The following is a 25,061-nucleotide window of genomic DNA, read 5'->3' on the forward strand; positions in this document are numbered from 1 at the left end:
GCCGCTTGCGTAGAAATTCGGCCCAAAGGGACCGCACCGTTTGCGCGTCTCACGTCACGGGAGGATTACCTATGCTTGACAAGCGCTCCGGCACGCGCCTCGCCAATCTTTGGGATGAGGCGACAGCCCTGGGAATGAGCGAGCCGGAACGTCTCGTCTATCGCTCGAATGTTCTTGGCTCCGACAAGCGCGTCACCAACTATGGCGGCGGCAACACCTCTTCCAAGATCTGGCAAAAGGATCCGCTCACCGGCGAAAGCGTGGAAGTGCTTTGGGTGAAGGGATCCGGCGGCGACAGCGCCTCGATTAAAACAGACGGTTTCGCCACCCTCTACATGGACAAGTTGCGCGCACTTAAGGGTCTCTATCGCGGCCTCGTGCATGAGGACGAGATGGTCGCCTATCTGCCCCATTGCACCTTCAATCTTAACCCACGCGCGGCCTCGATCGACACGCCGCTGCACGCCTTCGTGCCGAAGCCGCATGTCGACCACATGCATCCCGACGCCATCATCGCGATTGCCGCCGCCAAGGATTCGCAGGCGCTGACCAGGGAGATCTTCGGTGACGCGATCGGCTGGCTGCCATGGAAGCGTCCGGGCTTCGAGCTCGGCCTGTGGCTGGAAAAATTCTGCTCCGAAAACCCTGAGGCCAAGGGCGTTGTGCTGGCAAGCCATGGCCTGTTCACCTGGGGCGACACTCCAAAGGAATGCTACGAGACGACGATCTCGGTGATCAACCAGGCGATCGACTGGTTCGAGCGCAAGTCTGAAGGCAAGCCGATCTTCGGCGGCGAAGTCGTCAAATCGCTCGACGCGCCGGCGCGTCGCGCCGTGGCGGCAAGGCTGATGCCGAGGATCCGCGGCCTGATCTCGGAGAAAAGCCACAAGCTCGGCCATTTCGACGATTCGCCGGCCGTGCTCGAATTCGTCAATTCGAAGGATTTGCGCCCGCTGGCGGCGCTCGGCACCTCCTGCCCGGATCATTTCCTGCGCACCAAGATCCGGCCGCTGGTCATCGAATTCGACCCCAAAAATCCTGATGTCGACGCCGTCATCGCCCGTCTCGCCGACGATTTGGCAGAGTATCGCGATGGCTACCAGGCCTATTATGACAGGTGCAAGCATGCGGATTCGCCGCCGGTGCGTGATCCGAACGCCGTGGTCTATCTGATGCCCGGCGTCGGCATGTTCACCTTCGCCGGCGACAAGGCGACGGCGCGCATTTCGGGCGAATTCTACGTCAATGCCATCAATGTCATGCGCGGTGCCTCGACAGTGTCGACCTATGTCGGCCTGCCCGAGCAGGAAGCCTTCGACATCGAATACTGGCTGCTCGAAGAGGCGAAGCTGCAGCGCCTGCCCAAGGCGAAAGCGCTTGCCGGCCAGATCGCGCTGGTCACCGGCGGCGCCGGCGGCATCGGCCGGGCGACGGCCAACCGGCTGCTGCGCGAGGGCGCCTGCGTCGTGCTGGCCGACATCGACGAGACCGCCCTTGCCAGCGCCAATGACGAATTGGCCAAGGCCCATGGCAAGGATTTCGTGCGGCCGGTGGTGATCGACGTCACGTCAGAGGACCAGGTGATCTCCGGTTTCGCCGAGACGGCTGTCGAGTTCGGCGGCATCGACATCCTGGTGTCGAATGCCGGCCTGGCAACCTCGGCGCCGATCGAGGAGACGACGCTGGCGCTGTGGAACAAGAACATGGACATCTTGTCGACCGGCTATTTCCTCGCGTCGCGAGAAGCATTCCGGCTGTTTCGGGCGCAGAAGATCGGCGGCAATGTCGTCTTCGTCGCCTCCAAGAACGGGCTTGCCGCCTCGCCCAATGCCGCAGCCTATTGCACCGCCAAGGCCGCCGAAATCCATCTGGCGCGCTGCCTGGCGCTGGAAGGCGCGGAAGCGCAGATCAGGGTCAATGTCGTCAATCCCGACGCCGTGCTGCGCGGCTCGAAGATCTGGACCGGCGAGTGGAAGGAACAGCGCGCCGCCGCCTACAAGATGTCGACTGACGACCTTGAGGAACACTACCGCTCGCGCTCGATGCTGAAGCGTTCGGTGTTCCCCGAAGACATCGCCGAGGCGATCTATTTCTTCGCCTCCGACATGTCGGCCAAGTCGACCGGCAATATCGTCAATGTCGACGCCGGCAACGCCCAGAGTTTTACGCGCTAGGCGATCATTTTTTGAGGGTGGCGCTGCCCCTCACCCTTACCCTCTCCCCGCGAACAACGGGGAGAGGGGGTCGCCAATGCCGGACACGCTTGTCCTTCTCCCCGTCGCTATACGGGGAGAAGGTGCCGGCAGGCGGATGAGGGGCAGCGCCAACCGAACGCATTTGGGAGGAAGCACCATGTCCGAAACCATCATCTCAGCCGACGTCGTCGACAAGGACAATCTCGCGCGCGCGGCCGAGCTCAAGCGCGATTACGATGCGCTCGGCGAACGCCTCGACCGCCGCGGCATCGCCGTCGACGCCATCCGCGGCAAGGTCGAAAAATTCGCCGTGGCGATCCCGTCCTGGGGCGTCGGCACCGGTGGCACCCGCTTTGCCCGCTTTCCCGGCGCCGGCGAGCCGCGCGATATCTTCGACAAGATCGAGGACTGCGCCGTCATCCGGCAGTTGACGCAGGCGACACCCACCGTCTCGCTGCACATTCCGTGGGACACGGCCGACCCGAACCGGCTGAAACAGGCGGCCTCGCGCTTCGGCCTTGGCTTCGACGCCATGAACTCCAATACCTTCTCCGACGCCAGTGATCAAAAACTGTCCTACAAGTTCGGCTCGCTGTCGCATGCCGACGCCGGCACCCGCCGGCAGGCGGTCGAGCACAATCTCGAATGCATCGAGATCGGCAAGAAGCTGGGCTCCAAGGCGCTGACGGTGTGGATCGGCGACGGCTCGAATTTCCCCGGCCAGGTCAATTTCGCCAAGGCGTTCGAGCGTTATCTCGACGCAATGAAGGAGATCTACGCCGGGCTGCCGGACGACTGGAAGCTGTTCACCGAGCACAAAATGTACGAGCCGGCCTTCTATTCGACGGTCGTGCAGGATTGGGGCACCAACTACATCATCGCCAAAGAGCTCGGCGACAAGGCATTCTGCCTGGTCGACCTCGGCCATCATGCGCCCAACGTCAACATCGAGATGATCGTCTCGCGGCTAATCCAGTTCAAGAAACTCGGCGGCTTCCATTTCAACGATTCGAAATATGGCGACGACGATCTCGACGCCGGCTCGATCGATCCCTACCGGCTGTTCCTCGTCTTCAACGAACTGGTCGATGCCGAGCTTGCCGGTGCCGAAGGTTTTGATCCGGCTCACATGCTCGACCAGAGCCACAATGTCACCGACCCGATCGAAAGCCTGATGCTGTCGGCGGTCGAGGTGCAGCGCGCCTATGCGCAGGCGCTGCTGGTCGATCGCCAGGCGCTGGAAGGCTATCAGGACGCCAACGACGCGCTGATGGCGACGCAGACGCTGAAAGCCGCCTATCGCACCGACGTCGAGCCGATCCTCGCCATGGCGCGGCTGAACACGGGCGGCGCCATCGATCCGGTCGCCACCTATCGCGCCGCCGGCTACCGAGCCAAGGTCGCGGCTGAACGGCCGGCGGTTGCCGGCGGCGGCGGTGGGATTGTTTGATGTCGGCCTGAAACAAAAAACCCGCCTGAGGCAAACAGGCTTGCGTGCCTTCAGCGTTGGAAGTTGGCGAAAACCGAAGGCGAAATCCGATCTCCCCCCTTGCGGGGGAGATGTCCGGCAGGACAGAGGGGGGTGGGAAGGATCGCCAATTTTCGACGTCTGCTTTCCTAACCGTCGGAGGGACAGCACCCCCCTCTGCCCTGCCGGGCATCTCCCCCGCAAGGGGGGAGATCGGCAGCTTCGCCGACGGCGCATGACAGCATACCCGAATCTTTCCCCTCACAGCCATAGACTCAACCGCTCCAAACGGCTTTTCTAGGCGCACCCCACGCCCCGGAGAACGGCCATGCACCGCCGCACCCTAATCGCACTCAGTCTTTCCCTCACCTTGACCTTTGCGCCGCTGGCGGCCGCATTGGCCGCCTCGCCGCAGCCGGCGAAGGGCGAGCATGGCATGGTGGTGACCGCCCAGCATCTGGCGTCTGAAGTCGGCGTTGAGGTGCTGAAGAAGGGCGGCAACGCCGTCGATGCCGCAGTCGCCGTCGGCTACGCACTGGCTGTGGTCTATCCAAACGCCGGCAATATCGGCGGTGGCGGCTTCATGACCATCCGCTTCAAGGACGGCCGCTCGACGTTCCTCGATTTCCGCGAGCGCGCGCCGCTCGCCTCGACGAAAACCATGTATCTCGACAAGGACGGCAAGCCGGTGAAAGGCGCCAGCCTCGACGGCTATCTCGCTGTCGGCGTGCCGGGCTCGGTGGCAGGCTTCGAGACCGCACGGGAAAAATACGGCACCCTGACGCGGCAGGACTTGATGGCGCCGGCCATCCGCTATGCCAAGGACGGTTTTGTGCTGGAGCAGGGCGATGTCGCCTCGCTCGAAGGCGGCGCCGCGCGGCTGGCCAAGGACCCGGCCGCGGCCGCCATCTTCCTGAAGCCTGACGGCAAGCCCTATGCCGTCGGCGAGCGCCTTGTCCAGGCCGATCTCGCCGCCTCGCTCTCGGCCATCTCGGAACGAGGTCGCGATGCCTTCTACAAAGGACCGATCGCCGACGGCATCGTCAAGGCGAGCGCGCAGAAGGGCGGCATTCTGGCCAAGGCGGATTTCGAGACCTACGCGGTCCGCGAGCTCGAGCCGGTGACCTGCAATTACCGCGGCTATGAGATCACCTCCTCCCCGCCGCCGAGCTCAGGCGGCGTCATCATTTGCGAGATACTCAACGTGCTGGAATTCTACCCGCTATCCTATCTCGGCGCGGGTTCTGCCGAAACCATCAAAGTCATGGTCGAGGCGATGCGTCACGCCTATGTCGATCGCAATTCGGCGCTCGGCGATCCCGACTTCGTCGACAATCCGGTCGAAAAGCTGCTCGACAAGAACTATGCGAAAGAAATCCGCGAAAAGATCGATCCGTTCCGGGCCGGCGTGTCGCAGGATCTGATGCCGAAGGGTTTTGGCGAGAGCCAGGAGACGACGCATTATTCGATCGTCGACAATGACGGCAACGCCGTCGCGGTGACCTATACGCTGAACGGCTCGTTCGGCGCCGCCGTCGTCGCCGACGGCACCGGCATCCTGCTCAACAACGAGATGGACGATTTCACCCAGAAACCGGGCGTGCCCAATCTCTACGGCCTCGTCCAGGGCGAGGCCAATGCGATCGCCCCGAGGAAGACGCCGCTGTCGTCGATGAGCCCGACCATCGTCGCCAAGGACGGCAAGCCGTTCATGGTTATCGGCAGCCCCGGCGGATCGCGCATCATCACCATCACGCTGGCAGCGATCGTCAATGTCGTCGATCACGGCATGAACATCCAGGAGGCGATCGACGCGCCGCGCATCCACCACCAATGGCTGCCCGACACGGTCTATGTCGAACCGTTCGGCCTGTCGCCCGATACCGAAAAACTGCTTGCCGGGATGGGCTACCGCCTCGACGTCACCGATGCGACCTGGGGTCAGGCGGCCGGTATCCTGGTCGGCGGCAAGAGCCTGGCCGAGATCGAAAAGGGCGGCGGCGCCCGCTACAATGGCGCCATCGACAGCCGCGCCGCGTCCGGCGAGGCGATCGGATATTAATTTCTTTCGGTCAGATGACCAGCGTGATGGTGGACGCAATCAGCATCACCGCCGCGATGCCGACGAACAAGGCATAGATACGCGGCCGATCGAGCAGCAGCGCATTTCCCGATATCCACGCCGCGGTGGCGCCGCCAAGCGCGTACAGGAAGCCGTTACGGTGCCCCAGGGCAAGGTTTGCGGCCATCAAGCCGCCAATGATGAGGGCGCCGAACACGATGATCACGGCGACCGCGTATTTCTCGAAATCGTTGCTGGCCACACCCGGACCCATCACGTTCAACGTCGTCAGGTCGTCCGGGTCGAAGGGGCTGGCCGACCCATATTCGTCTTGACCGGCAGGCTCGTGCATCATTCATTCTCCTTGAAGCGGCAACAAATCATCAAGCCTTGCCGAGTGCAACCGGATCGCGACACGTTCAATGCCATCGACACGGTCTTCAACACTTTCTGGCCGCGGCTTGCTACCGTCTTTTTGAATTTAATGCATGTCGCGCACAAGCTTGCCTCGGGCCTGACCCGAGGGTGTGCAGCGGTTTTGCGGTAACGACATGCAAAAAAACAACAACCTGAAGCGCGTCGCCGCTCAACGCGACGCGCTTCAGGTCGGATCGTGCTGCCGCTCCAGGCGATCTGTCGCACTGGAATCGCCAGGCAGGGCGTTTTGACATGAAGGGCCGCCGCTCTGGAGCAGAACCGCTGTCCTGGCTTCGGCCTGACCGCGCGTGAAGTTGCCGGTGGCGAAGATTGGGCCGGTGGCCAAAATTGGGCCGGCGGCGAAGATTGGGTTGGTGGTGAAGAGTGGCCGGCGCCACTTTGGGGGGGCGTTGGGGTAGATTGCCTGATGGGCGCCGGCCAAGCGGAAATCAGGTCCGCCGCGAGCAAACATAGCAAGGAATGGCGCGGTATGGCAGTGGTGTGATCGCGGAAGATGGTTCGCGCTTTCCCGGTGCGGTGTCCCATTATCGGTCAACCCGTCTGGCACCTGAATTGCACAGTAAGCAATGCCGGGGCAACGGCCCGGAAGTCGTTCCCGAATATCGGGCCTCGCCGCTTCGCAAATGGAGCGGCGGGCCTTTTTGGCTAGAGCATCGGCCCTGAACGTGGCTACCGGTTGCGGCAGCGTTTCGCAGCCCGCCGAGATTTGTCAGGCGGCGGGAGCCGGCGGCAGTTCGAACAGTTGGGCGCCATTCTCCTGGCCCCGCTCGACATAGCCGATTATCCGGAACCATTTTGCGACGTCCGGTCTCTGGAGCCAGCTGCGCGAGTGAATGGGGAGGTTGCCCGCAAGCGCCTGGATATGGCGAATGTGCCGCTTGCAGAAGCGAACGGTCGCGGCGCTGAAGAAATCTTCCTGCGCGGCGAACAGCGTATCGGCAGCGTCGCTATTCTCGTGCCAGGCGATGAGCGCTACGGTTTTTTCGCCCTGCACGAGCGCATGAGCACGGCCTTCCTTCAAGTTCATCATCAGATTGTCGTAGGCGATCTTGCTGTCCTTGCCGGCCGCGACGTACTCGTCCGATATCCGCTTGGACAGATCACGGAAAACACTTTCCAGATCTCCAACCGTTGCTGCGCGTGCTCTCATTTCGCCTCCTGGAGCCCCAACGGGCAGTTTGCCCTAAGGATAGGGGATCACCAAGCAAATCAAATCCGTCATTCGCCCAATGCGAGCAAACGGTTTCGCCAGTGCCGGCCCTGTCGGGCGCGGGAAAAATGATTGGAGGTCGCCGAGAACCGCTACGCAACCTGCCGCAACACGGCGACCTGAATTCCCCCAACCGATTTCAGCCAAGCGGGCGTCATGCGCAACTTGCTGAAATTGCCCCCCGAGAAATGGGTGAAAAATGGTGCCCAGAGGCGGATTCGAAGCGAAGGAAATCTGGCTTTGTTTCCAAATAGTTGACGCCCACACAAGAGCAGGGATAGCCAACAAAAATACCAACAAAATATTTCTGTGGATTGGTTCGGTTCCCGGAAATCGCTCTATTCGCTCAATGCCATCGCATCCCAACCTTATCTCAGAAGCGGAGCGTTGAGCAAGTCGCAGGTCCGCTGCTGCCTCCAATTTCCCCGAGATCTGATCGCCCTTACCACTTGAAGATGGCGGCGAGAGCGTCTTTCGACTTGACGCTTACGTCCTTGAAAATATTGAACTTTTCGCGGCATTTGTTACACAGTCTGTTACACGGCTACAGCGTTAATTTAAGCTCTCGGCATCTGAGCTCGCGCGCCCGAGCATCGACCTAATCCGATACTGGCTCGGGGCATCGTTGCTCCCGGAGCTTCAGCGTAGTCTCGCAAAAATTCCCAAGCCGCTTCGGGGCTGACGAGTCTGCGAAGCCGACGAGCGATAGGCAATACCGAGACGCAGACATTACGTGACGGCACTTGATATTGCAGTGCAGCAAGCGTAGAGCACCGCCCGCTTATGGGAGTGTCGTCCATGGCCCTTACCAATGCTGGTAACGAGGCAGAACCTGTCGAACAATCGAGCCATTCTGAGGTCGAGCAGCACAGCACCAAGGTGCTGATGCTGGGCGCGTTGGGCGTGGTTTACGGCGATATCGGCACCAGCCCGATCTATGCATTCCGAGAGGCGTTGCACGCATCGGCCGGTGGCAACGTCGCCAACCGTGGCGACATCCTCGGCGTACTCTCGCTGATCATCTGGTCGCTGACGATCACCGTCACCATCAAATACATCATGTTCGTGCTCCGTGCCGACAATCGCGGCGAGGGCGGGGTGCTGTCGCTGATGGCGCTGGCGCGCAACAGTTTCCCGACGCGCTCGGCGGTGATCCTCGGCATCGGCATTGTCGGCGCGGCGCTTTTTTTCGGCGACGCAGTCATTACGCCGGCGATCTCGGTGCTGTCGGCGGTCGAAGGTATGAATGTCGTCACGCCGACCTTCCAGCCCTATGTGGTGCCGCTGACACTGGCCATTCTGGCGGTCGTGTTTGCGGTACAGCGGTTTGGCACCGGCGGCGTAGGATTGGTGTTCGGGCCCGTTACCGCGCTGTGGTTCCTGGCCATCGGCCTTTCCGGCCTCAACCACATCATGGACGACCCGGAAATCCTGCTGGCAATCAGCCCGCATTATATCGTGTCATTCCTGATCAACTCGCCCGAAGTCGCCTTCGTCACGGTTGGTGCGGTTTTTCTCGCCGTCACCGGCGCTGAGGCGCTCTATGCCGACCTCGGCCATTTCGGGCGCAAGCCGATCGTGCTTGCCTGGCTGGCCATCGTGTTTCCTTGCCTGTTGCTCAACTATGTCGGGCAAGGCGCCTTCGTGCTGGCGAATGGCGGTGTCGTCGGTCATCCCTTCTTCGAGATGAACGAAGGCCGGATGCTTATCCCGATGGTGGTGCTGGCGACGGCGGCGACCGTGATCGCCAGCCAGGCGGTGATCTCCGGCGCTTTCTCGCTGACCAGGCAAGCAGTGCAGCTCAACATGCTGCCGCGCCTGGAAATCCTGCATACGTCGGAAAGACAATCCGGCCAGATCTATATGCCGCGCGTCAACATGCTACTGGCGCTCGTGGTGATGCTGCTGGTGGTCGGCTTTGGCGAATCCAGCAAGCTTGCCTCGGCCTACGGCATTTCGGTGACAGGCAACATGCTGGTGACGAACATACTGCTTTATGTCGTCATGACGCGCATCTGGAAATGGCCGCTCGGCGTCGCGATAGCCTTAATGGCGGTGTTCGTCTTCATCGATACCGGCTTCTTTGCAGCCAACATCGTCAAGGTATTCGAAGGCGGCTGGGCCTCGCTTGCCATTGCCGCAGTGATCGTGATGACCATGTGGACTTGGATAAGAGGCACCAGGTATCTATTCGACAAGACGCGCAGGAACGAGATTCCGCTCGATTCCCTTGCAGGCAATCTGTTGAAGAGGAAACCGCAGCTGATGTCCGGTACGGCCGTGTTCCTGACCAGCGATCCCGCCAGCGCGCCGACCGCGTTGATGCACAGCCTGAAGCACTACAAGGTGCTGCACGAACAGAATGTCATCCTCTCGGTGGTGACGGCGCAACAACCCGTCGTGCCCGACAGTGACCGGGTCAAGATGGAAACGATCAACGAGCTGTTCATGCGGGTGACGCTGACCTTCGGCTATATGGAGCAGCCCAATATCCCGCGCGCGCTGGCGATCTGCCGCAAGCAGGGCTGGAAGTTCGACATCATGACGACCTCTTTCTTCCTGTCGCGGCGCTCGCTCAAGGCCTCGCCCAATTCCGGCATGCCGGTCTGGCAGGACAAGCTGTTCATCGGGCTGGCGCGCACGGCGGCCGACGCAACGGAATATTTCCAGATCCCGACCGGACGCGTCGTCGAGATCGGAACACAGGTGGCGATTTAGTGCATGCCGCAGTTCAGCAGCTGAGAAGCCACTTGAGCGTGTCCATAGAAAGCGCCTCACTGAATACCAAACATCCCCATCCTCTGTTTGGTACGTTTCCAACTCTTGATATCTTGGAATTGACCAAGGATCGCTGCTTGGGTTCTGTCTCGGGAGGCGCGACTTCGGTGAGCAGAACTCTAGCAGCCCTTTCCCAGACTCTCCGCATGAATCGGAGTAGCCTGCTTCCATCGGCGATTTACATGTGGCATCGCCGTTGAGCGACGGCCACCCTTCCGCCCTAATGGGAGGAACAGCTATGGTCAGTAACACCAGCTCAATGAGTGGCATTGCCTATCCCAGCGACCTGGCTTTGTTGAAGCAGGTCTTTGATCGTGTCTGCGCCGAGGCAGGTATCTCCGTTAGTAGCATGCAGGCGGAGCGCCTGAGCGTGAGCGTAATGGCACTGTTCTCGGACGGCGAGTTCGATGAGGCCGTTCTTTATGAACGCCTTAAGCTTGATGCCCGCTCCTTGCCCAGAACGGGCAGCGTATGACCTCCGATCATCAGGAAGTCCTCACGAGCCTTGTAGCTCGTTATGAAACCGTAGTGTCGATACAGGACCGGATCGTTGAGCACGACCGGCGTTTCGGGCCTAGCATCCGAATTGGATGAAGTCCTACTGGAGCGGCTGCTCGTCTCGTTACGGAAGGCCCGCGTCGCCCTGGAGCTGGGCGGTGATCAGGGTGGATTTGCGGCGATAGCGTTCCTCGACGATTTCGAACAGATGGAAGCGCTGTTGGTCGGTGAGGCTGTGAGTTCCGAAGTCATCGAGGATGAGCAGTTGCGCGCGGGTGAGTTTGTCGATGAGGCGTGGGAAGCGGCCATCGAGACGAGCGAGCGCCAAATCCTCGAACAGGCGCGGCACGCGCACATAGAGCACGGAATGATCGAGCCGTGCCGCTTGCCGTCCGAAGGCGCAGGCCAGCCACGACTTGCCGGTTCCGGTCTGGCCGGTGACGATCAGGTTCTCATGAGTTTTCAGCCATTTGCCCTGGGCGAGCGCCATGGTGCTGCGCCGGTCGAGTCCGCGCGGCGCGGCAAAGTCGATGTCCTCGATGCAGGCTTCGGGAAAGCGCAGCCTGGCTGACGCGAGCCGGTTCCGGACGCGCTTGTCGGCCCGCATGGCGACCTCGCGGTCGAGCATCAGGCCGAGCCACTCGTCACGGCTGAGTTCGTTGGCGTTGTTGCGTTCGGCCAGTTCGCGCCAGGCGGCAGCCATGCCGGCCAGACCGAGGGCCTGCATCTGGTCGAGGGTAGGGTTCGTCAGCATTCTTTCTTTTTCCTTCACGGTAATAGGTGGAGCCGCGGATGTTGGCGTCTGGGGTGTCGGCTTTGCCGGTTCTGCGGAGCTGGCCCGGTCGAGGCCGGCTTTGAGGATGGCGGTGACGGAGGAGTAGGCGATCGCGTTGATCAGCAGCGCCCGCTCGCAGGCGGCATCGAGACGCTCCGGCCCATAGCGCGGCGCCAGCGACAGGATGCCCATGGCCGAGCGATATCCCTGTTCCGGATGCGGCCGGTCGCGCATCATGCGCTCGACCAGGATGGCGGCGTTGGGGCCGATCCTGGCCGCCCTGCTGATCAGGCTGGCCGGCGTGGTGTTGGCGTAGCGCTGGTGCGCCTTGGGCATGTGTTCGTTGACGGTGACATGGCCGGAACGCTGCGAGCGACGGACATGGCTGGCGACACGCTGGTGATCGTGGAAGATCTCGACCACTCCATGCGTGAGCCGCACCTCGACGGTGCGCCCGATCAGCCGGTGCGGCACCGAATAGAAGGTCTTGTCGACCTCGACATGGTAGTCAGGATGCACCTTCGCCGACTTCCACTCGGCGTATTCGAACGGTGCCGCCGGCAGCGGCTTCAAGGCAGCCCGCTCGATCTCCTCGAACGGTTCGCGGCGGCTTTGGCCGATATGGCGCATCGGCCGGTTGTTCAGCTCCTCGAGCAGTTCGGCGATCGCCGCGTTGAGCTCGGCGATCGAGAAGAAGGATCGGTTCCTCAGCCGCGCCAGAATCCAGCGCTCGACGATCAGCACCGCGCCTTCGACCTTGGCCTTGTCGCGCGGCTTGCGGCTGCGGGTCGGCAGGATGGTGGTCTGCTAGTGCTCGGCCATCGCGGCAAAGGTCGCGTTCAGCGTCGGCTCGAACCACAGCGCCTTGACGACACCGGCCTTCAGGTTGTCGCACACGATCGCTCTGGTGACGCCGCCGAAGAAGGCGAGCGCTCGCACCTGGCCCTCGATCCAGTCCGGCAGCTTCTGGCTGGAGCTGGCAAAGGCGAAGGTCAGATTGGAGGCGCCCAGCACCGCGACAAAAATCTGCGCCGGGTAAATGATGCCAGTCGCCGGATCGATCACCGGCACCGTCTGCCCGGCATAGTCCGTCTGCATCACCGCGCCCGCCGCATGCCGATTGCGGAATGTCGCGCTCGTCCGGCGCTCGAAAGCGGCGAAGTGCTCGCAGAACCAGGTGTAGCCGTAGCCGTCGGGGTTGGCGGCGCGATACTCCTGCCACAACAGCGTCAGCGTCACCCCCTTGCGCTTCAACTCCCTGGCGATCAGCGCAAAGTTCGGTTCGCTTAGGTCTTGCGGCGGACGACCGGCACGGCCAAACAGCAGCCGCTCAAGTGTCGCGTCGTCGTGCGATATCGCTGGCTCGCCTCGTGACCGATCGGGATAGGAGCGATGCAGTCTTTCTGGGGCGGATGAAGGAACCTTTGACACGGTTCGGAATACACCGCGTCGTGACGCAATATGCCGCCATGGCGAGAAAAACCGTGCCGACCGTGGCCACGAAGCGCGTCAGGCCGTGGCCACGAAGCGCGTCAGCCCCATACGATTCGTCACACGACAGCCGTCCACCTCCTGCGTGCCGGCGTCGATATCGACACGATCCGCGCCTGGCTCGGCCATGTGTCGTTGGACACCACGCACATCTACGCCGAGGTTGATCTGGAAATGAAGGCAAAGGCGTTGGCCAAGGTTGAAGTCAGCGGCTTGAAAGAGCCCCCACGGCAGCGATCTCTGCCGTCATTAATGGCATTCCTGAAAGCCCTGTAGCGAACTACCATCGCCGTTCTTCTTATGTGGCGGCTTGGGCCAAGGAAATCACTGACATCCTTGGCTCATCCCCCGGAGACGCAACATAAATTTGGCCGCAACATAACAGGTGAAGTGTTATGCCGAACATATTAGCCGCTTCTGCGAACTCTTTCGCAGTTTCGAGCAGCGGCTTTCGCCGATGATGCGCCAGGAGCATGCGGCCGGCGACAAGGTCTTCGTCGACTATTCCGGCAAGAAGATCCCGATTGTTGATCGCAAGACCGGTGAGATCCGCGAGGCAGAGATCTTCGTGGCAGTGCTCGGCGCATCCAGCTTCACCTTTGCGGAGGCAACTTGGACGCAAACGCTCCCGGACTGGATCGGCTCGCATGTCCGGATGTTTCGTTTCTTCGGAGGCGTTCCCCGGCTGATCGTTCCCGACAATCTGAAGTCGGGCGTCAGCAGCGCCAGCTTCTACGACCCCGAGATCAACCGCAGCTAGGGGAGGGGATTTCGTTGACCATCGGCCGGCAGAGGAGCGGGCCGAGCGTTTCGTGACATGACCGAACGGAATTTCGTCCGGCTGCGCAAAAAGGTGCCCTGTCGAGACTTACTTGTTAGCAGGGACGAACTCGTGAAGAGTTAAACGACTGATAAGGCAACATTATCATTCGTTTTATGATGCCGACAAGCACAGCGCTTTCTGCGCAAATAGATTGCTAAAAGCGCCGTCATGACTCATCGTGCTTGCGATGATTCTGCGGCCCAACCCCTCTCTGTCTCGCCGTGGCGTGCTTGGCGGCGCCTCTTCGATCGCACCGATGGCAACGGTGCCGACCTGGGTTGCGCGGGGCCGCCCTCGACACCCAAACGGTTGCGGGACAAGGCATCGAGGACATTGCAGTCACGGCCGGCGCCGCCATCGGCGCGCTCGATGCGGTGGTCCGCCGGCAGGAGCGGTGGGCCGGCGCCTGGCGGCAGCGCCTGGCGCTTTCGGCGGCTGCGGTCACGGCACGGCAGGCAGGGCGCGTCGAGGACGAAGCGGCCTTGCGCGATGCCGTATTGCTCACAAGACCGGGCGGCAATGTCGGTCCCGCCGGCCTTTTCTTTCTTGCTTGGCGGCGGCTGGCATCTCGGCCAGCGGACGATCTGCTAACGGAGAAAAATGTCGCGGCGGTGCTGGAAGATCTAGGTCTCACGCTCAACGATGAGGCGGTCAGCGATCTGACGGACGATCTGCGACAGCTTGCCGCCAACACCGGCACGGTCGAAACGCTGGTCGGGGCCTTCGCGGCCGCGGAGCGTTACGGCCTCCGGCGCGTTCTCGGAGCCTGGCTTGCCGATGTCTTGCTCGCGCAGCGGCTAGGCTGGACACATGCAATCCCTTTGTTGGGCGCCAAAGCGACCTTAGTTGTGGGTACGTGCCGGGCGCGTCGACCAGTGACTGCCGCTCTGGCTGCCGGCGCCGAAACGGAAGCCGATTGGGCCAAAAGCCTGCTGGCCGCGCAGGCGCGCGCTGCGCTGCGCGCCATTGATCTTTTCGCCGAACTTGAGCGCCGGGCGGACCGGCTGCTTGCGGTTGCGCCGAAACTCAGGGCCAAGGCGGCGGACGTCGTCGTGGAAAAAGCTGCTCTCTGACGACGCGATCGTCGCCTCAGAACAAATCGCCGGCATGAGCGATCGCGGCCTGCGCCGCCTGTTCGACCGGCTGGTCGAGCTCGGTGCCGTGCGTGAATTGTCCGGCCGCGCTACCTTCCGCATCTACGGGCTGTGAAGACAATGGCGGAGAGTGCACGTAGGCGAGGAGGGAGCCGGCCAGATGACCGTCGATCAGCTGACCAGCTGTTTGACCGGGAACTGGATCATCTGCCGCCGGAAGCGCGTTGGCGTGAATGGATGCACCGGGTCGAAGCAACGATCTTCGCCGCTAGCGAGCCGGTCGACCGCGAAATGCTCGCCCGCATCGTCGGGAAAAGCTGCAGCATTGATCTTCTCATCGACGACATCCGCGAGGAGCTGCGCGGCCGCCCTTACGATCTGGTTTCGGTCGCCGGCGGCTGGAAACATTTGACCCGGCCTGCCTATGCAGACGCCATCCGTGCTGCTGTAGGTGGAAGTGGGAAGACGGCCGACCTTACGCAGTCGGAGGTTTTGGTGCTGATGTGCATCGGCTACTTCCAGCCGATCACCCGCGCCGAACTGTCGTCTTTCTTCGGCAACGAGATCAGTCGCGATTTTATTGGTCATCTGCGCGGTGCCGGCCTGATCGCTTCCGGTCCGCGCAGCCCAACGCCGGGCGCGCCCTACACCTATGTGACGACAAAAGAATTCCTGCTGGAGTTCGGGCTCGACACGCTGCGCGACCTGCCGGATTTCGAAGCCCTCGAGGACGCTGGACTGCTCTCGAAGGAGAAGCTACTCGCAGGTGATATCATGCCAGGATTATACAACGACGAGGAAGAGCATGCTTAGCGTCGGCACTGATGAATAATACGCTGCCTGGCCGGTGGCCGCAGTTCGCGGCGTCCTCAACAGGATCTACGACCGGGGTTCGCGAGATGACGTGAGGAGACGCTGTCGGGCGTGGGGCGTTGCCTAGAAAATGGTGGGGGGAAATATGCCTGTAGCTCGTATTGAACGTGTCATTGGCGGTTTGGTAACCGCGTGGGCCGAGCCCGGTTCTGATGGCTACTTTGCCTGCCATCACTTTGGATCTAACGTGCATCCAGCCCACCTCTCCAGTTTGGATGAGGTGGCGGATTTCCTACGTTCGCATCTCGGCAGCGGTGTTCGCATGAACCCCGGCTGGGTCAAGATTGTACGGAACATCCACATCGATGGGGTTTTGCTCCGCTGATCGGCGCGAGCCGTTCTGGAGAGCCAAAAACGCCGGTGGCGGTGAATGATGGGTCACTCGCAGGCGCGCTGCCTGGTGTGAAGTTGTATCCATCGAGAGTGCTATTTAAGCCGCCGGACGGACCCTGGATAAGCAAATCATCCCAAGAAAAATCCTAGACAAATCATGAGACGGCGCTTCTAATTGCTGAGCCGACCGAAATAGCGGGTTGCGCATGTCTCTCAGTGCTTTGGGGGTTATTGCGAGAGACAGATTGCAATTCTGAACTCTGTTATAACGGCAAGGATACCCAGGGTTTGGGGGAGGGGATTTCGTGATTATCGCGGATAATGAAACCGCCATCGACTACCTGTATTACGAGACGGTCGCTAAAACGGTCGTCAAGCTGATCAGGCAGAAGTCGAAGGAACCGTTGACGATCGGGTTGCACGGCGACTGGGGAGCGGGCAAATCCAGCACGCTGCTGATGATTGAGTCGGCATTCAAGGGACAGACAGACACCCTGTGTGTCCGGTTCAACGGCTGGCTGTTTGAGGGATACGACGACGCGAAGGCGGTGCTGATCGAGACGATCGTCGCAGCCCTCCTCAAGGAGAGGTCCGGGATCGCCAAGGTGGCGGACAAGGCCTGGGACGTCCTGAAGGCCGTCAACTGGATGAAGGCCGCCCGCACCGCAGGCAGCCTGGCGTTCACCATGGCGACCGGGATCCCCGGTCCGGACCTGATCCAGGGGATTGGTTCGATCGCGGGCAAGGTGATTAGCGATCCCAAGGCCTACCTGACCGGCGACGTGTTCAACAAGGTCATGGACGGTGCGGCGGAGCATTTTAAGGAGGCCGCACCTTCCGAGACGACGCCGCAACGGATGCACGCCTTTCGCGAAGACTTCGAGGAGCTGCTGGAGCGCGCCAAGGTCGACCGGCTGATCGTCTTGATCGACGACCTCGATCGATGCCTCCCGCAGACGGCGATCGCCACGCTGGAGGCTATCCGCCTGTTCTTGTTCGTGCCGAACGCGGCGTTCGTCATCGCCGCTGACGAGGGCATGATTGAATATGCCGTGCGCAACCACTTTCCCGATCTCCCGGCGGCGGCGGGGCCTACAAGCTACGCGCGCAACTACTTGGAAAAACTGATCCAGGTTCCGTTCCGCATGCCGGCACTTGGCGCGTCGGAGACCTTGGTCTATCTCACCTTGCTGCTCTATCTGGCCTCCGGCGTCAGCGACAGTTCGGTGGAGTTCAAGAGCCTGCTCGAGGTGGCGCGCAAGGCCTTGCAGCGGCCCTGGCTGGGCACCGGCTTCGACCGAGACAAAATCAAGGCGAGGCTGGGGTCCATACCCTCCGATCTGGATGCCGCCCTGCAGCTTGCGGCGGAGATTACGCCGATCCTAACCGAGGGCGCCCACGGCAATCCCCGGCAGATCAAACGCTTCGTCAACACCATGGCCCTGCGCGTCGAGATCGCCAGCGAGCGCGGCTTCCAGGACGATATCAAGCAATCCGTCTTGGCCAAGCTGATGTTGGCGGAGCGATTCGCCCCGGAACTGTTCAACGCGATCGCCCGCGACGCGTCCGCTGACGGCTCCAAGACCATCTCGATCCTCGAGCGGAAGGTGACCTCGAAGGGTGGCAAGGACGCCGATGATGATCCCATGGCCGACTGGCCCAACATCGAGTGGGTCAAGCGCTGGGCGGCGATCACCCCGCCGCTGAACGGCATCGACCTGCGGCCCTACGTGTTTGTCAGCCGCGACCGCAGGACGTCCGCCGGCATCGGTGTCGCCGGCGGCCCCGTGGAAGCCATGATCGAGCGGCTGGCGACGTCGACTCTCGGCGTCACGCAGGTGACGAAGGCCGAGGTGGCTGCGCTCACGCCCGAAGATGCCAACCGGGTGTTCCAGGGCCTCGTGACGAAGATTGATCAGACCGAAGATCTCGGCAAACGGCCGCCGGCGGCCGAGGGTCTGGCGCGCCTTTGCGGAGACCGGCCGGAACTGCGCGAACCGCTGGTTGCATTCCTCGGACGACTGCCGGTGAGCAAGATCGGCGGGTGGGTGGTTAGCGGCTGGGGTGTGGCGGTTGAGGGTCCGCAGGCGCAAGAGTTCGCCGAGCTCGTGGGAGAGTGGGCAACGCAGACCTCGAACAAGCCACTGAGCGTCGTCGCGTCGCTGCAGCTGAACCCGAAGTCGAAGAGAAAGTAACATGGGAACCTCCGGCACCAAGCCCAGTTCCCCCCGGGCGCTGCTCCCAACCTGGGTGGACGACGTCGCCGCGTCGACCCCGTCGGCCCCGCCCCTTCCGACACCGCTTCCCGTGCCCGCCCCGCCGGGGCAGCCCGGAGCAACTCCGGTTCCTGCCCCGTCGGGCACACCGCCGAACCCGGTTCCCGTGCCACAGCCGCTGCCCCCGCTGGCGTCACCGGCGGCGGGCAAGCCACTCGGCTCCGCTCGCTCGGATTTCTCCCGTGCGGCCCGCTCGCGCGGGGGTGGCGGCAGGGACCTGAGGCGCGCCGCCGGCAAGTACGTCAGAGCCATGGGCGGTGCACGCAACGCTGCCCGTGCCATGGCGCCGTCCCGCAGGGTGATGACTGGCCTGGGACAGCTGTTGGGTCAGGTGGCGCAGAACGGCCCGGCTGCGGCTCTGCGGTTCTTCAACCTGCAGAGCCTCGTCGGCGCCCCGATAGCCGACGTCTTCCTCGCCCTCACGGACCTCCTGTGCCCTGACGGCGGGACGATTGATGAGGCCATTGCGAGGAACGCGATGCTCGAGACCGTGGGCGAGCTCGGCGCGGCGGGAGATCTGCCTTTCGATGGCGCCACGCCCGACGTGCTGGACGCCGTGTTCACCGGTGCGCTCGCACGCTCGATCGAGACCAAGCTGTTCAACGAGATCGGGGGCAGGTCCATACGGCTCCCGACCGACGTTGCCGCGGTCGAGATCATTCAGAGGACGCTGCACGACTTCATCCAGGGCACCGTCCGCGATCGCTTCGCGGCTGCGGGCGGCACGCTGGCGTCAGTTCCCTACGCGGGCGTCGAGGCCTTCGTCCAGGCCATCTACGAGCAGTCCTTCGAACTGATCCGCATCCTGGGGGATAGCGCATGAGACGTTTCGTGTTTGTCGGCCGCCTGGGTGCGGCGGATAACGGGGCCGTGCCGGTCGTCCAGCCGGACGCGACGCCGGTGACGGTCCAGTTCGTGGCCGCGAACAAGCGGCTCGATTACGGCATCGGCAACGCGCTGCAGACGTTGGCCGACCTCGGTCTCCGGCGGACGGAAACCGCGATCGACCTCGTCATCGTCGCCGCCATGGTCAACGCGGCCGACACCCGCGTCTCGCGCTCCGCGAATGCACAGGACGGCTGGACCCGGGAGCTGGACCTAGTGGTGCCGGTGCGTGAGCCTGACTTGTGGGCGGCGCAGGGAGCGTTGCTCGCCCGCACTCTCAGGTTCTTGACGGGCGACCATTGGCGTATCGTGTTCAGGGCACGGCCCGCACCCTTTGCGACGATCGCAACGGCGCGGCCGTCGCTGGGCCTCGCCGAGCCGGACGAAGTGTGTCTGTTCTCCGGCGGTCTGGACAGTCTCGTCGGGGCGTTGGATTTCCTGGCCGGGGGCGGGAAGCCGCTTCTGGTGAGCCATTACTGGGATTCGGAGACGAGCAAGGCGCAGACGTTGCTGCTGGACTTGCTGCGCAAGAATTACAAAACAAACGAGCCGTTGTCCCTGCGGGCGCGCCTCGGCTTCGACCGCAACCATGTCGACACCGGCGAGGTGGAAAACAGCCAGAGGGGGAGATCCTTCCTGTTTTTCGCGTTGGCCATTTTGGCGGCTTCGGGGCTGACGTCTGACGCCCCGGTCCGCGTGCCCGAGAACGGCCTGATCGGCCTCAACGTACCCCTCGACCCGCTCCGCCTCGGTTCGCTCAGCACCCGCACCACTCACCCATTCTACATGGCGCGCTTCAACGAGTTGATGCGGGGGCTTGGCATCGCCCGGCGTCTGGAAAACCCCTATCGCCACGTGACCAAGGGTCAGATGGTCAGGGATTGCGAGGATCCGGCGCTGTTGCGACGGGCCATTCCCTCGTCGATGTCGTGTTCCTCGCCGGCGAAAGCCCGCTACAGAGGCCTGCCACCGCAGCACTGCGGAACGTGCGTCCCCTGTCTGATCCGCAGAGCATCCCTGGCAGCCGGCCTGGACGCGAACGAGTCGGATACGACACCCTATGTGGTGAAGGATTTGGCGGCGCGTCGTCTCGATACGCTCGAGGCCGAGGGCGAACATGTGAGGTCGTTTCAGCTGATGGCGGAGCGGTTACGGCGGAATCCGCGGGCCGCAAAGGCCCTCGCGCGCATCCCCGGTCCGCTGACCGACGAGCCGTCCGAGATTGACGACTATGTTGACGTCTTCGTGCGAGGGATGCAGGAAGTGGCCCATTTCCTCGAACCCGTCAGGGCGAAGCCTAGCTGAGCATGTCTGCACCACGCCTCGTCGATTTCCACTGTCACCTGGACCTGTATCCAGATCCGGCCGCGGCTATAAGAGCCTGCGAAGAGGCTAAGGTGGCGACGCTCGCGGTGACGACGACGCCGAAGGCGTTCAGGCAGAACATGAACCTTGCAAAGGGCGCCGAGTTTGTGCGCATTGGGCTCGGCATTCACCCGCATCTTGCCGAGCAGCGCTGGACCGAACTGCCCCTGTTCGAGGCGCTGTTGCCCGAGACGAGGTATGTCGGCGAAGTCGGTCTCGATGCGAGCCCCGCACACTACCGCTCGATCGATCGTCAAGTCGACGTCTTCAGGCGTATTCTAACCTCCTGCCAGAGGGCGGGGGACAAGATCCTCTCCGTGCATAGCGTCCGCACGGCGTCGAAGGTTCTCGACCACATCGAGGAGCTGCTTCCCAAGGGCAGTGGCAAGGTGGTGCTGCACTGGTTCAGCGGATCGGTCGCAGACGCGCGGCGGGCTGCGGCTCTCGGGTGCTATTTTTCCGTCAACCAGGCCATGTTCAGGTCCGAGCGGTCAGTGGCTCTCCTCGGGACCTTGCCGCTCGACCGGCTGCTCACGGAGACGGATGGTCCCTTCGTGGAGGTAGATGGTTCCCCCGTCACGCCGGGCGGCGTGGACGAGGCCGTTCGCATGCTTGGCGACGTTGTGGGCCTGGGCGCCGAGGAGATGCGGCGCGCCATTTTGAATAATCTAAAGGCAGTTTTGGAACGGTCCGCAAACTGACGATTCCACGCCGACCCGAGCTTATCGTGGCCAGCGACTCTGCACCATTCGCTACCGGAGCTTGAGGAGCTCGATGAGCTCGTCGGCGTTGAGCAACTGGCCGGCACGCCTGTATGCCGGCGAACCGCGGCGGGCCTCGATTTCGGCATATTTCTGCAGCATCTCGCGATAAGTCGACACCGTGTTGGCGTGAGCGTTCAGGGATCTGTCCCTGAACTCCTCAAAGCGCCCGAGCTTTTCGACCATGAATTTGGCCATCGACATGTAGCGTCCCTCTTCGTTCCCGTCGAAGCCGTCAAACTTGGGGTTTTTCCCCCAGTACTTCACCTGGTCCTCGACGCGCTGCCTGTCTTCGGGACTGAGCTTCTCATATCCCCATTCAATGGCTCGCCACATCGCCATCGTGTCGACCACGAAGTCGAGCGCCTCGGGGTCGTCGACCTCATCGTGAAAGATGCCCGACATTTCCCATTCCAGGCCCCAGAAATGGCCTCCGTAGATGGCGCTCTGAATCAACTCGACTGACTTCATGTCCTCGTAGCCTTTATGCTGGCGCAGGACTTCGGCTAGCATCCACATGATCAGTTTTTCAGAGCTGGTCGGCCGGAAGGCCTTGCGCCGACCAGCCTCAAGCCCAGTATACACCAAGGTGCGGATGGCCTCTGCCCGCGAAGGGAGGTCACGCTGCTCTCCCCGCCAAGCATCGATCCGGTCAATCGTGCTTTCATCGAGCCTGAGCTCGAATCGCTCGGTTTTCACCATTTCTACCTCCAATCAAGTCCGTACCGAATCCATATCGTACGGACATTGTACGTAAGACACGGTGAAAGGCAAGCATCGCCATCTCGCATGTCGTTACTTGGGTCAGGACGGGGGCGCGTCACACCCCCCACGGCTGGCATGCCGGCCGGTGCCTGCACCTCCGGCATGTGGCTAGGCGCTCGTCGGGACCCTCAGGGAACAGGCGAGTCGATCAGAGTGCAGGTGTCAGGATCCGGGCCGTAGTACTGCGCGAACTGTCGCTCGCCAAGGCGATCAGTGCAGCATTTTCGGATTTCCCGGTAAGCCATTTGAAATCGTAGCGGAAAGGTCCCGGCTCGAGGACCCATTGCAGGGCGAGATCGAACACGAGCATTCCGCCAAAGAAGGTGTTGACCAGTTTCTTGATGTTTTCGGGGCTCCGGCCGCGCACGGCGCGAGGAAAGATCTGCTCGGTGTCACCTCTGTCCTGGAAGAGGGACAGATGGGTGACGAACAGCGATCCGGCCTCAGGGTTGAAGTTGTCTCCCGCCATCCAGATGCCCGGCCAACAGAAAAATTCGGGACTGCGCTGCTTGTCTCGGCAAAAAGCGATGAAGTGCGAGACCAGGACCCGGACAGGCATGTTCACACCGGCATAGTTGAACGTACGATGCTCCTCCATCAGGGCATCGACAGGGCCCTTGTCGCCGAGCAGCCCGACCACGGCAGCAAGTCCCGTCCGCGGATCATCGTATCCGCATCGCTCGCTCAGTCGCGCCGCGACGTGCTCATACTCCTGAGCGGAGAAATTTTGCACCGCCTGGGCGAGCTCGGGGGTTTCGGCTGCGGCCAGGCAAAGTCTTGTGAAGCGCGCGCCAGGATCAACGTCGCGGATAAAGTCCTCGAAGAACTCGATGTCGAGCGGAAACCCCCTCGTCGGGTTGATTGCCAGATCGCAGATCAGCAGAAACAGGCCGACGATCGGGCTGTCATACCGTTCGGGCCATTCTGTCCCAGTAAGCACCAGGAACAGTTCAAACGAGTCGACATAGACGGGCGCAAAGTAGCCTTGCTCGCGATACGTCTGAAGCAGCTCGGGACCGCCTGACGATGCCAAATACTGAATTTGGCAAAAGCGGGCCTGGCCTTCGAATATCTGCTGGATGCCGATGTCGGCGTAAGGTGGGCGCGCACCGCGATGGAAGCCTTCAATCCGGCTGAGTTGAAGTTTGAGGAATTGTGCATCCCAGCGACCGGGGTCGGGAAATTGCCCTTCCGCGAAGTCACAGGACCCGTTGATCGCGTGGACGATCTCACCATAGGTTTTGAGGTAGCTGTGCCCGACGCTCTGAAAATAGGGCGTTTGCTCCAGCGAGAGGATCGACTTCGGCGACCAGGCAAGTTGCTTGTAGAACTTGATGTCGAGCGCGTTGTTGACGGCAATATTGGCGGCGGCGAGCACCGGATCAGAGTGCGTCCGACCGTCGAGCATCGCCCTGTGCGCCCAAGCCTTTACAGGTTTGGCGACGCCGGCGCCCCGCGCAAAGGTCTGAAGAGACGTCATGCTGCCATAGATTTGCGCCGGGTACGCCAGGCTGAGGATGAGTCCCGCAGTGGACCCCATGTGCTGCCACCAATGCACGGTTTCGTGCAGATAGGTCGAGTAGGCTTGGTACAGTTCGGCTGCGTCATGACCCTCGGTGTCGCGCTGGGTGAGCGCGTCGACAAGCTCATGGGCGCGGGGACTGAGGCGCAAGACGAAATGTTCCGTCGTGTAGCTCCCGTGGCCTGCCAGCGTGGCGTCGAACACCAGTGGATCGTTGGCTGGGTTGAGCAGATACGGATCGAGATGGGAGAACAGGGACATGGGAGAACTGTAGCAGAGATTGCCTACGGAAGCGGACAAACGCCGGGCTACCAGGCGATCGGCCTGACGGCACGCCACGGCGGTGCAGGTCGGCCTGGAATTCGTCAGTCCGGAGGCGCCAATCGGCGTATTCCCTTGCGCCGTACTCCTTCGCATGGACCGACCGGGCGTCTTCGTGGGCGAGACACCGAAAAAAGCGGGGCCTGACGAAAAGAATAGTTCGCTGGGGCGGCGCGCTTAAGGGTGTGGGTTGCCGAGCGGATCCATGCCGAGCGCCAGCCTGACGCTCTCTCGGATGCTTTCAGTCATCGCCAGCAGAACTTCCGGTCGGATGTCTCCGGGCTTTTCAACCACCATATAGCGCACACGCACATAATCGTTCTTGTCGGCCAGAGTTTTGGCTTGGCTGACAGTTCTGGCAGGCAGGACCAGGCCTGAACCTTGAGCGGCCACAGCCATCTCGTGCAGATTGTGCCCCAAGGCCCGCAAAGCCTCAATGTCTCGGCCCGCGCTGCGGAGGTAGCATTTCAGGAAGAGTTCGCACGCATGGTAGCAAAGCAACCTGGTCGGTCCCGACGTCAGACCGCGGCGACCGGCATCAACGGCCTTCGCGGCCTGCAAAAAGGAGTCGGCGAGCAGGAAAATACCGAACGGGGTGGCGCCTTCCGATTCTGGGATCATGCAGTCCAGTTGATTTTGGTGTTCTGGAGTCTCAAGTCGAAGTGCCCCCGACCGATATGACGCCGTTCGATTGAGATTCTCCGTGCATGGCACGACTCCCGGTGGGCCTTGGACGTGACGGCAGGACTTGAACCTGGGACCTCCTCGCCCCTAGATAGCCATGTGCGCTAAGATAGGAGTTGCAGCGGGGAATCGGTTGTGATTCTACGCTGCGATGACTCACGAATCGCTTGTAGATGACGGCTGGACCGAGACGATTGAGCTTCTCGGCGGTGAAGAGTTGATCGCAGGGAGTGCTCGCGAGACGAAGGCATTCCTGCGACCGCGGGGCGTCAGGTCGGCTACTGATCTGTTGCGCCTGACACTGGCTTACTGCCTTGGCAAGGTGGGCATGCGGGGCGTCGTGGCCTGGGCGGCGGCGAGCGGGATCGCCGACATCTCGGACGTGGCGTTGCTCGGCCGGCTGCGCAACGCAGGGCCGTGGCTGCAGCAGTTGATTGGGTATCT

At 62.1% G+C, this 25,061-nt stretch carries 18 protein-coding genes and 5 pseudogenes; 16 read left to right on the top strand and 7 right to left on the bottom strand.

Features of this window, described 5'->3' with window-relative positions; translation table 11 throughout:
* Positions 1 to 71 precede the first annotated feature (71 nt).
* From BLT09_RS30590 to ggt, 3 genes are all read left to right on the top strand, one after another.
* On the top strand, positions 72 to 2,174 hold the full coding sequence (locus BLT09_RS30590) for a bifunctional rhamnulose-1-phosphate aldolase/short-chain dehydrogenase (protein ID WP_091600246.1): 2,103 nt from the start codon (positions 72 to 74) through the stop codon (positions 2,172 to 2,174).
* A 178-nt stretch (positions 2,175 to 2,352) separates the two neighbouring features.
* The gene (gene rhaI, locus BLT09_RS30595; RefSeq protein ID WP_091600247.1) at positions 2,353 to 3,645 is read left to right on the top strand and encodes an L-rhamnose catabolism isomerase; all 1,293 of its coding nucleotides are present in this window, start codon (positions 2,353 to 2,355) and stop codon (positions 3,643 to 3,645) included.
* Positions 3,646 to 3,991: 346 nt separating this feature from the next.
* Positions 3,992 to 5,725 carry a gamma-glutamyltransferase gene (gene ggt / locus BLT09_RS30600; RefSeq protein ID WP_091600248.1) on the top strand — a complete coding sequence of 578 codons (1,734 nt, stop codon included), beginning with the start codon at positions 3,992 to 3,994 and terminating at the stop codon, positions 5,723 to 5,725.
* A 10-nt stretch (positions 5,726 to 5,735) separates the two neighbouring features.
* Here the strand turns inward: ggt and BLT09_RS30605 are convergent, their stop codons facing one another.
* Both BLT09_RS30605 and BLT09_RS30615 read right to left on the bottom strand, forming a co-directional pair.
* On the bottom strand, positions 5,736 to 6,080 hold the full coding sequence (locus BLT09_RS30605; RefSeq protein ID WP_036263803.1) for a hypothetical protein: 345 nt from the start codon (positions 6,078 to 6,080) through the stop codon (positions 5,736 to 5,738).
* A 792-nt stretch (positions 6,081 to 6,872) separates the two neighbouring features.
* Positions 6,873 to 7,313, bottom strand: a complete 441-nt coding sequence (locus tag BLT09_RS30615; protein ID WP_091600250.1) for a hypothetical protein — start codon at positions 7,311 to 7,313, stop codon at positions 6,873 to 6,875.
* Positions 7,314 to 8,171: 858 nt separating this feature from the next.
* Between BLT09_RS30615 and BLT09_RS30620 the strand changes: the two genes are divergently transcribed.
* A complete protein-coding gene (locus BLT09_RS30620; RefSeq protein ID WP_091600265.1) occupies positions 8,172 to 10,091 on the top strand; it encodes a potassium transporter Kup in 1,920 nt (639 codons plus the stop codon).
* Between the two features lie 298 nt (positions 10,092 to 10,389).
* Positions 10,390 to 10,626: a hypothetical protein gene (locus tag BLT09_RS30625; RefSeq protein ID WP_091600251.1), complete on the top strand. Its 237-nt coding sequence runs from the start codon at positions 10,390 to 10,392 to the stop codon at positions 10,624 to 10,626.
* Positions 10,627 to 10,797: 171 nt separating this feature from the next.
* Here BLT09_RS30625 and BLT09_RS30630 read toward each other — a convergent pair.
* Both BLT09_RS30630 and istA read right to left on the bottom strand, forming a co-directional pair.
* Positions 10,798 to 11,403: pseudogene (locus tag BLT09_RS30630) on the bottom strand (ATP-binding protein); the annotation flags it as partial.
* Between the two features lie 16 nt (positions 11,404 to 11,419).
* Positions 11,420 to 12,768: pseudogene (istA, locus tag BLT09_RS30635) on the bottom strand (IS21 family transposase); the annotation flags it as partial.
* A gap of 117 nt (positions 12,769 to 12,885) precedes the next feature.
* On the opposite strand from istA, the pseudogene BLT09_RS35305 reads away from it, so the two are divergent.
* The 10 genes and pseudogenes from BLT09_RS35305 to qatD all read left to right on the top strand — a co-directional run.
* A pseudogene (locus BLT09_RS35305) lies at positions 12,886 to 13,023 on the top strand (hypothetical protein); the annotation flags it as partial.
* Positions 13,024 to 13,050: 27 nt separating this feature from the next.
* Positions 13,051 to 13,191, top strand: a complete 141-nt coding sequence (locus BLT09_RS35310; protein WP_236473399.1) for a hypothetical protein — start codon at positions 13,051 to 13,053, stop codon at positions 13,189 to 13,191.
* A 133-nt stretch (positions 13,192 to 13,324) separates the two neighbouring features.
* Positions 13,325 to 13,672, top strand: a pseudogene (locus BLT09_RS30645) (IS21 family transposase); the annotation flags it as partial.
* Positions 13,673 to 14,016: 344 nt separating this feature from the next.
* Positions 14,017 to 14,811, top strand: coding sequence for a DUF1403 family protein (locus BLT09_RS30650; protein ID WP_329608779.1), 795 nt, complete (start codon positions 14,017 to 14,019; stop codon positions 14,809 to 14,811).
* Between the two features lie 34 nt (positions 14,812 to 14,845).
* Positions 14,846 to 14,947, top strand: coding sequence for a DUF1403 family protein (locus BLT09_RS35755; protein ID WP_329608780.1), 102 nt, complete (start codon positions 14,846 to 14,848; stop codon positions 14,945 to 14,947).
* Positions 14,948 to 14,952: 5 nt separating this feature from the next.
* Positions 14,953 to 15,645, top strand: a complete 693-nt coding sequence (gene scpB / locus BLT09_RS30655; protein ID WP_091600266.1) for an SMC-Scp complex subunit ScpB — start codon at positions 14,953 to 14,955, stop codon at positions 15,643 to 15,645.
* Positions 15,646 to 16,343: 698 nt separating this feature from the next.
* The gene (qatA, locus tag BLT09_RS30660) at positions 16,344 to 18,233 is read left to right on the top strand and encodes a Qat anti-phage system ATPase QatA (RefSeq protein ID WP_091600253.1); all 1,890 of its coding nucleotides are present in this window, start codon (positions 16,344 to 16,346) and stop codon (positions 18,231 to 18,233) included.
* Between the two features lie 331 nt (positions 18,234 to 18,564).
* Complete coding sequence (gene qatB, locus BLT09_RS30665) at positions 18,565 to 19,137, top strand: Qat anti-phage system associated protein QatB (protein WP_126089958.1); 573 nt, start codon at positions 18,565 to 18,567, stop codon at positions 19,135 to 19,137.
* Entirely contained in the window at positions 19,134 to 20,504 is a 1,371-nt protein-coding gene (gene qatC, locus BLT09_RS30670) for a Qat anti-phage system QueC-like protein QatC (protein ID WP_091600255.1), read from the top strand. The genes qatB and qatC overlap by 4 nt, the downstream gene beginning before the upstream one ends.
* A 2-nt stretch (positions 20,505 to 20,506) precedes the next feature.
* Positions 20,507 to 21,265 (top strand): Qat anti-phage system TatD family nuclease QatD, encoded by a 759-nt coding sequence (gene qatD, locus BLT09_RS30675; RefSeq protein ID WP_091600256.1) that lies wholly within the window; start codon positions 20,507 to 20,509, stop codon positions 21,263 to 21,265.
* 51 nt (positions 21,266 to 21,316) lie between these two features.
* Here qatD and BLT09_RS30680 read toward each other — a convergent pair whose 3' ends face one another.
* From BLT09_RS30680 to BLT09_RS30690, 3 genes are all read right to left on the bottom strand, one after another.
* Positions 21,317 to 22,027, bottom strand: a complete 711-nt coding sequence (locus tag BLT09_RS30680) for a YfbU family protein (protein WP_091600257.1) — start codon at positions 22,025 to 22,027, stop codon at positions 21,317 to 21,319.
* A gap of 211 nt (positions 22,028 to 22,238) precedes the next feature.
* Positions 22,239 to 23,873 (bottom strand): hypothetical protein, encoded by a 1,635-nt coding sequence (locus BLT09_RS30685; RefSeq protein ID WP_091600258.1) that lies wholly within the window; start codon positions 23,871 to 23,873, stop codon positions 22,239 to 22,241.
* A 237-nt stretch (positions 23,874 to 24,110) separates the two neighbouring features.
* Positions 24,111 to 24,554 (bottom strand): hypothetical protein, encoded by a 444-nt coding sequence (locus BLT09_RS30690; protein ID WP_091600259.1) that lies wholly within the window; start codon positions 24,552 to 24,554, stop codon positions 24,111 to 24,113.
* 214 nt (positions 24,555 to 24,768) lie between these two features.
* Here BLT09_RS30690 and BLT09_RS30695 point away from each other — a divergent pair.
* Positions 24,769 to 25,061, top strand: a pseudogene (locus BLT09_RS30695) (IS4 family transposase); the annotation flags it as partial.

Source organism: Mesorhizobium muleiense (assembly GCF_900099905.1).
Classification (GTDB): Bacteria; Pseudomonadota; Alphaproteobacteria; order Rhizobiales; family Rhizobiaceae; genus Mesorhizobium; species Mesorhizobium muleiense.

Bases quoted from the DNA above. Each gene is read 5' to 3' on its own strand.
- BLT09_RS30680 (WP_091600257.1), bottom strand. From the start codon at position 22,027: ATGGTGAAAACCGAGCGATTCGAGCTCAGGCTCGATGAAAGCACGATT.
- scpB (WP_091600266.1), top strand. From the start codon at position 14,953: ATGGCGGAGAGTGCACGTAGGCGAGGAGGGAGCCGGCCAGATGACCGT.
- qatD (WP_091600256.1), top strand. From the start codon at position 20,507: ATGTCTGCACCACGCCTCGTCGATTTCCACTGTCACCTGGACCTGTAT.
- BLT09_RS30590 (WP_091600246.1), top strand. From the start codon at position 72: ATGCTTGACAAGCGCTCCGGCACGCGCCTCGCCAATCTTTGGGATGAG.
- BLT09_RS30625 (WP_091600251.1), top strand. From the start codon at position 10,390: ATGGTCAGTAACACCAGCTCAATGAGTGGCATTGCCTATCCCAGCGAC.
- qatC (WP_091600255.1), top strand. From the start codon at position 19,134: ATGAGACGTTTCGTGTTTGTCGGCCGCCTGGGTGCGGCGGATAACGGG.
- rhaI (WP_091600247.1), top strand. From the start codon at position 2,353: ATGTCCGAAACCATCATCTCAGCCGACGTCGTCGACAAGGACAATCTC.
- BLT09_RS30620 (WP_091600265.1), top strand. From the start codon at position 8,172: ATGGCCCTTACCAATGCTGGTAACGAGGCAGAACCTGTCGAACAATCG.
- qatB (WP_126089958.1), top strand. From the start codon at position 18,565: ATGGGCGGTGCACGCAACGCTGCCCGTGCCATGGCGCCGTCCCGCAGG.
- BLT09_RS30615 (WP_091600250.1), bottom strand. From the start codon at position 7,313: ATGAGAGCACGCGCAGCAACGGTTGGAGATCTGGAAAGTGTTTTCCGT.
- ggt (WP_091600248.1), top strand. From the start codon at position 3,992: ATGCACCGCCGCACCCTAATCGCACTCAGTCTTTCCCTCACCTTGACC.
- BLT09_RS35755 (WP_329608780.1), top strand. From the start codon at position 14,846: ATGAGCGATCGCGGCCTGCGCCGCCTGTTCGACCGGCTGGTCGAGCTC.
- BLT09_RS30685 (WP_091600258.1), bottom strand. From the start codon at position 23,873: ATGTCCCTGTTCTCCCATCTCGATCCGTATCTGCTCAACCCAGCCAAC.
- BLT09_RS30605 (WP_036263803.1), bottom strand. From the start codon at position 6,080: ATGATGCACGAGCCTGCCGGTCAAGACGAATATGGGTCGGCCAGCCCC.
- BLT09_RS30690 (WP_091600259.1), bottom strand. From the start codon at position 24,554: ATGATCCCAGAATCGGAAGGCGCCACCCCGTTCGGTATTTTCCTGCTC.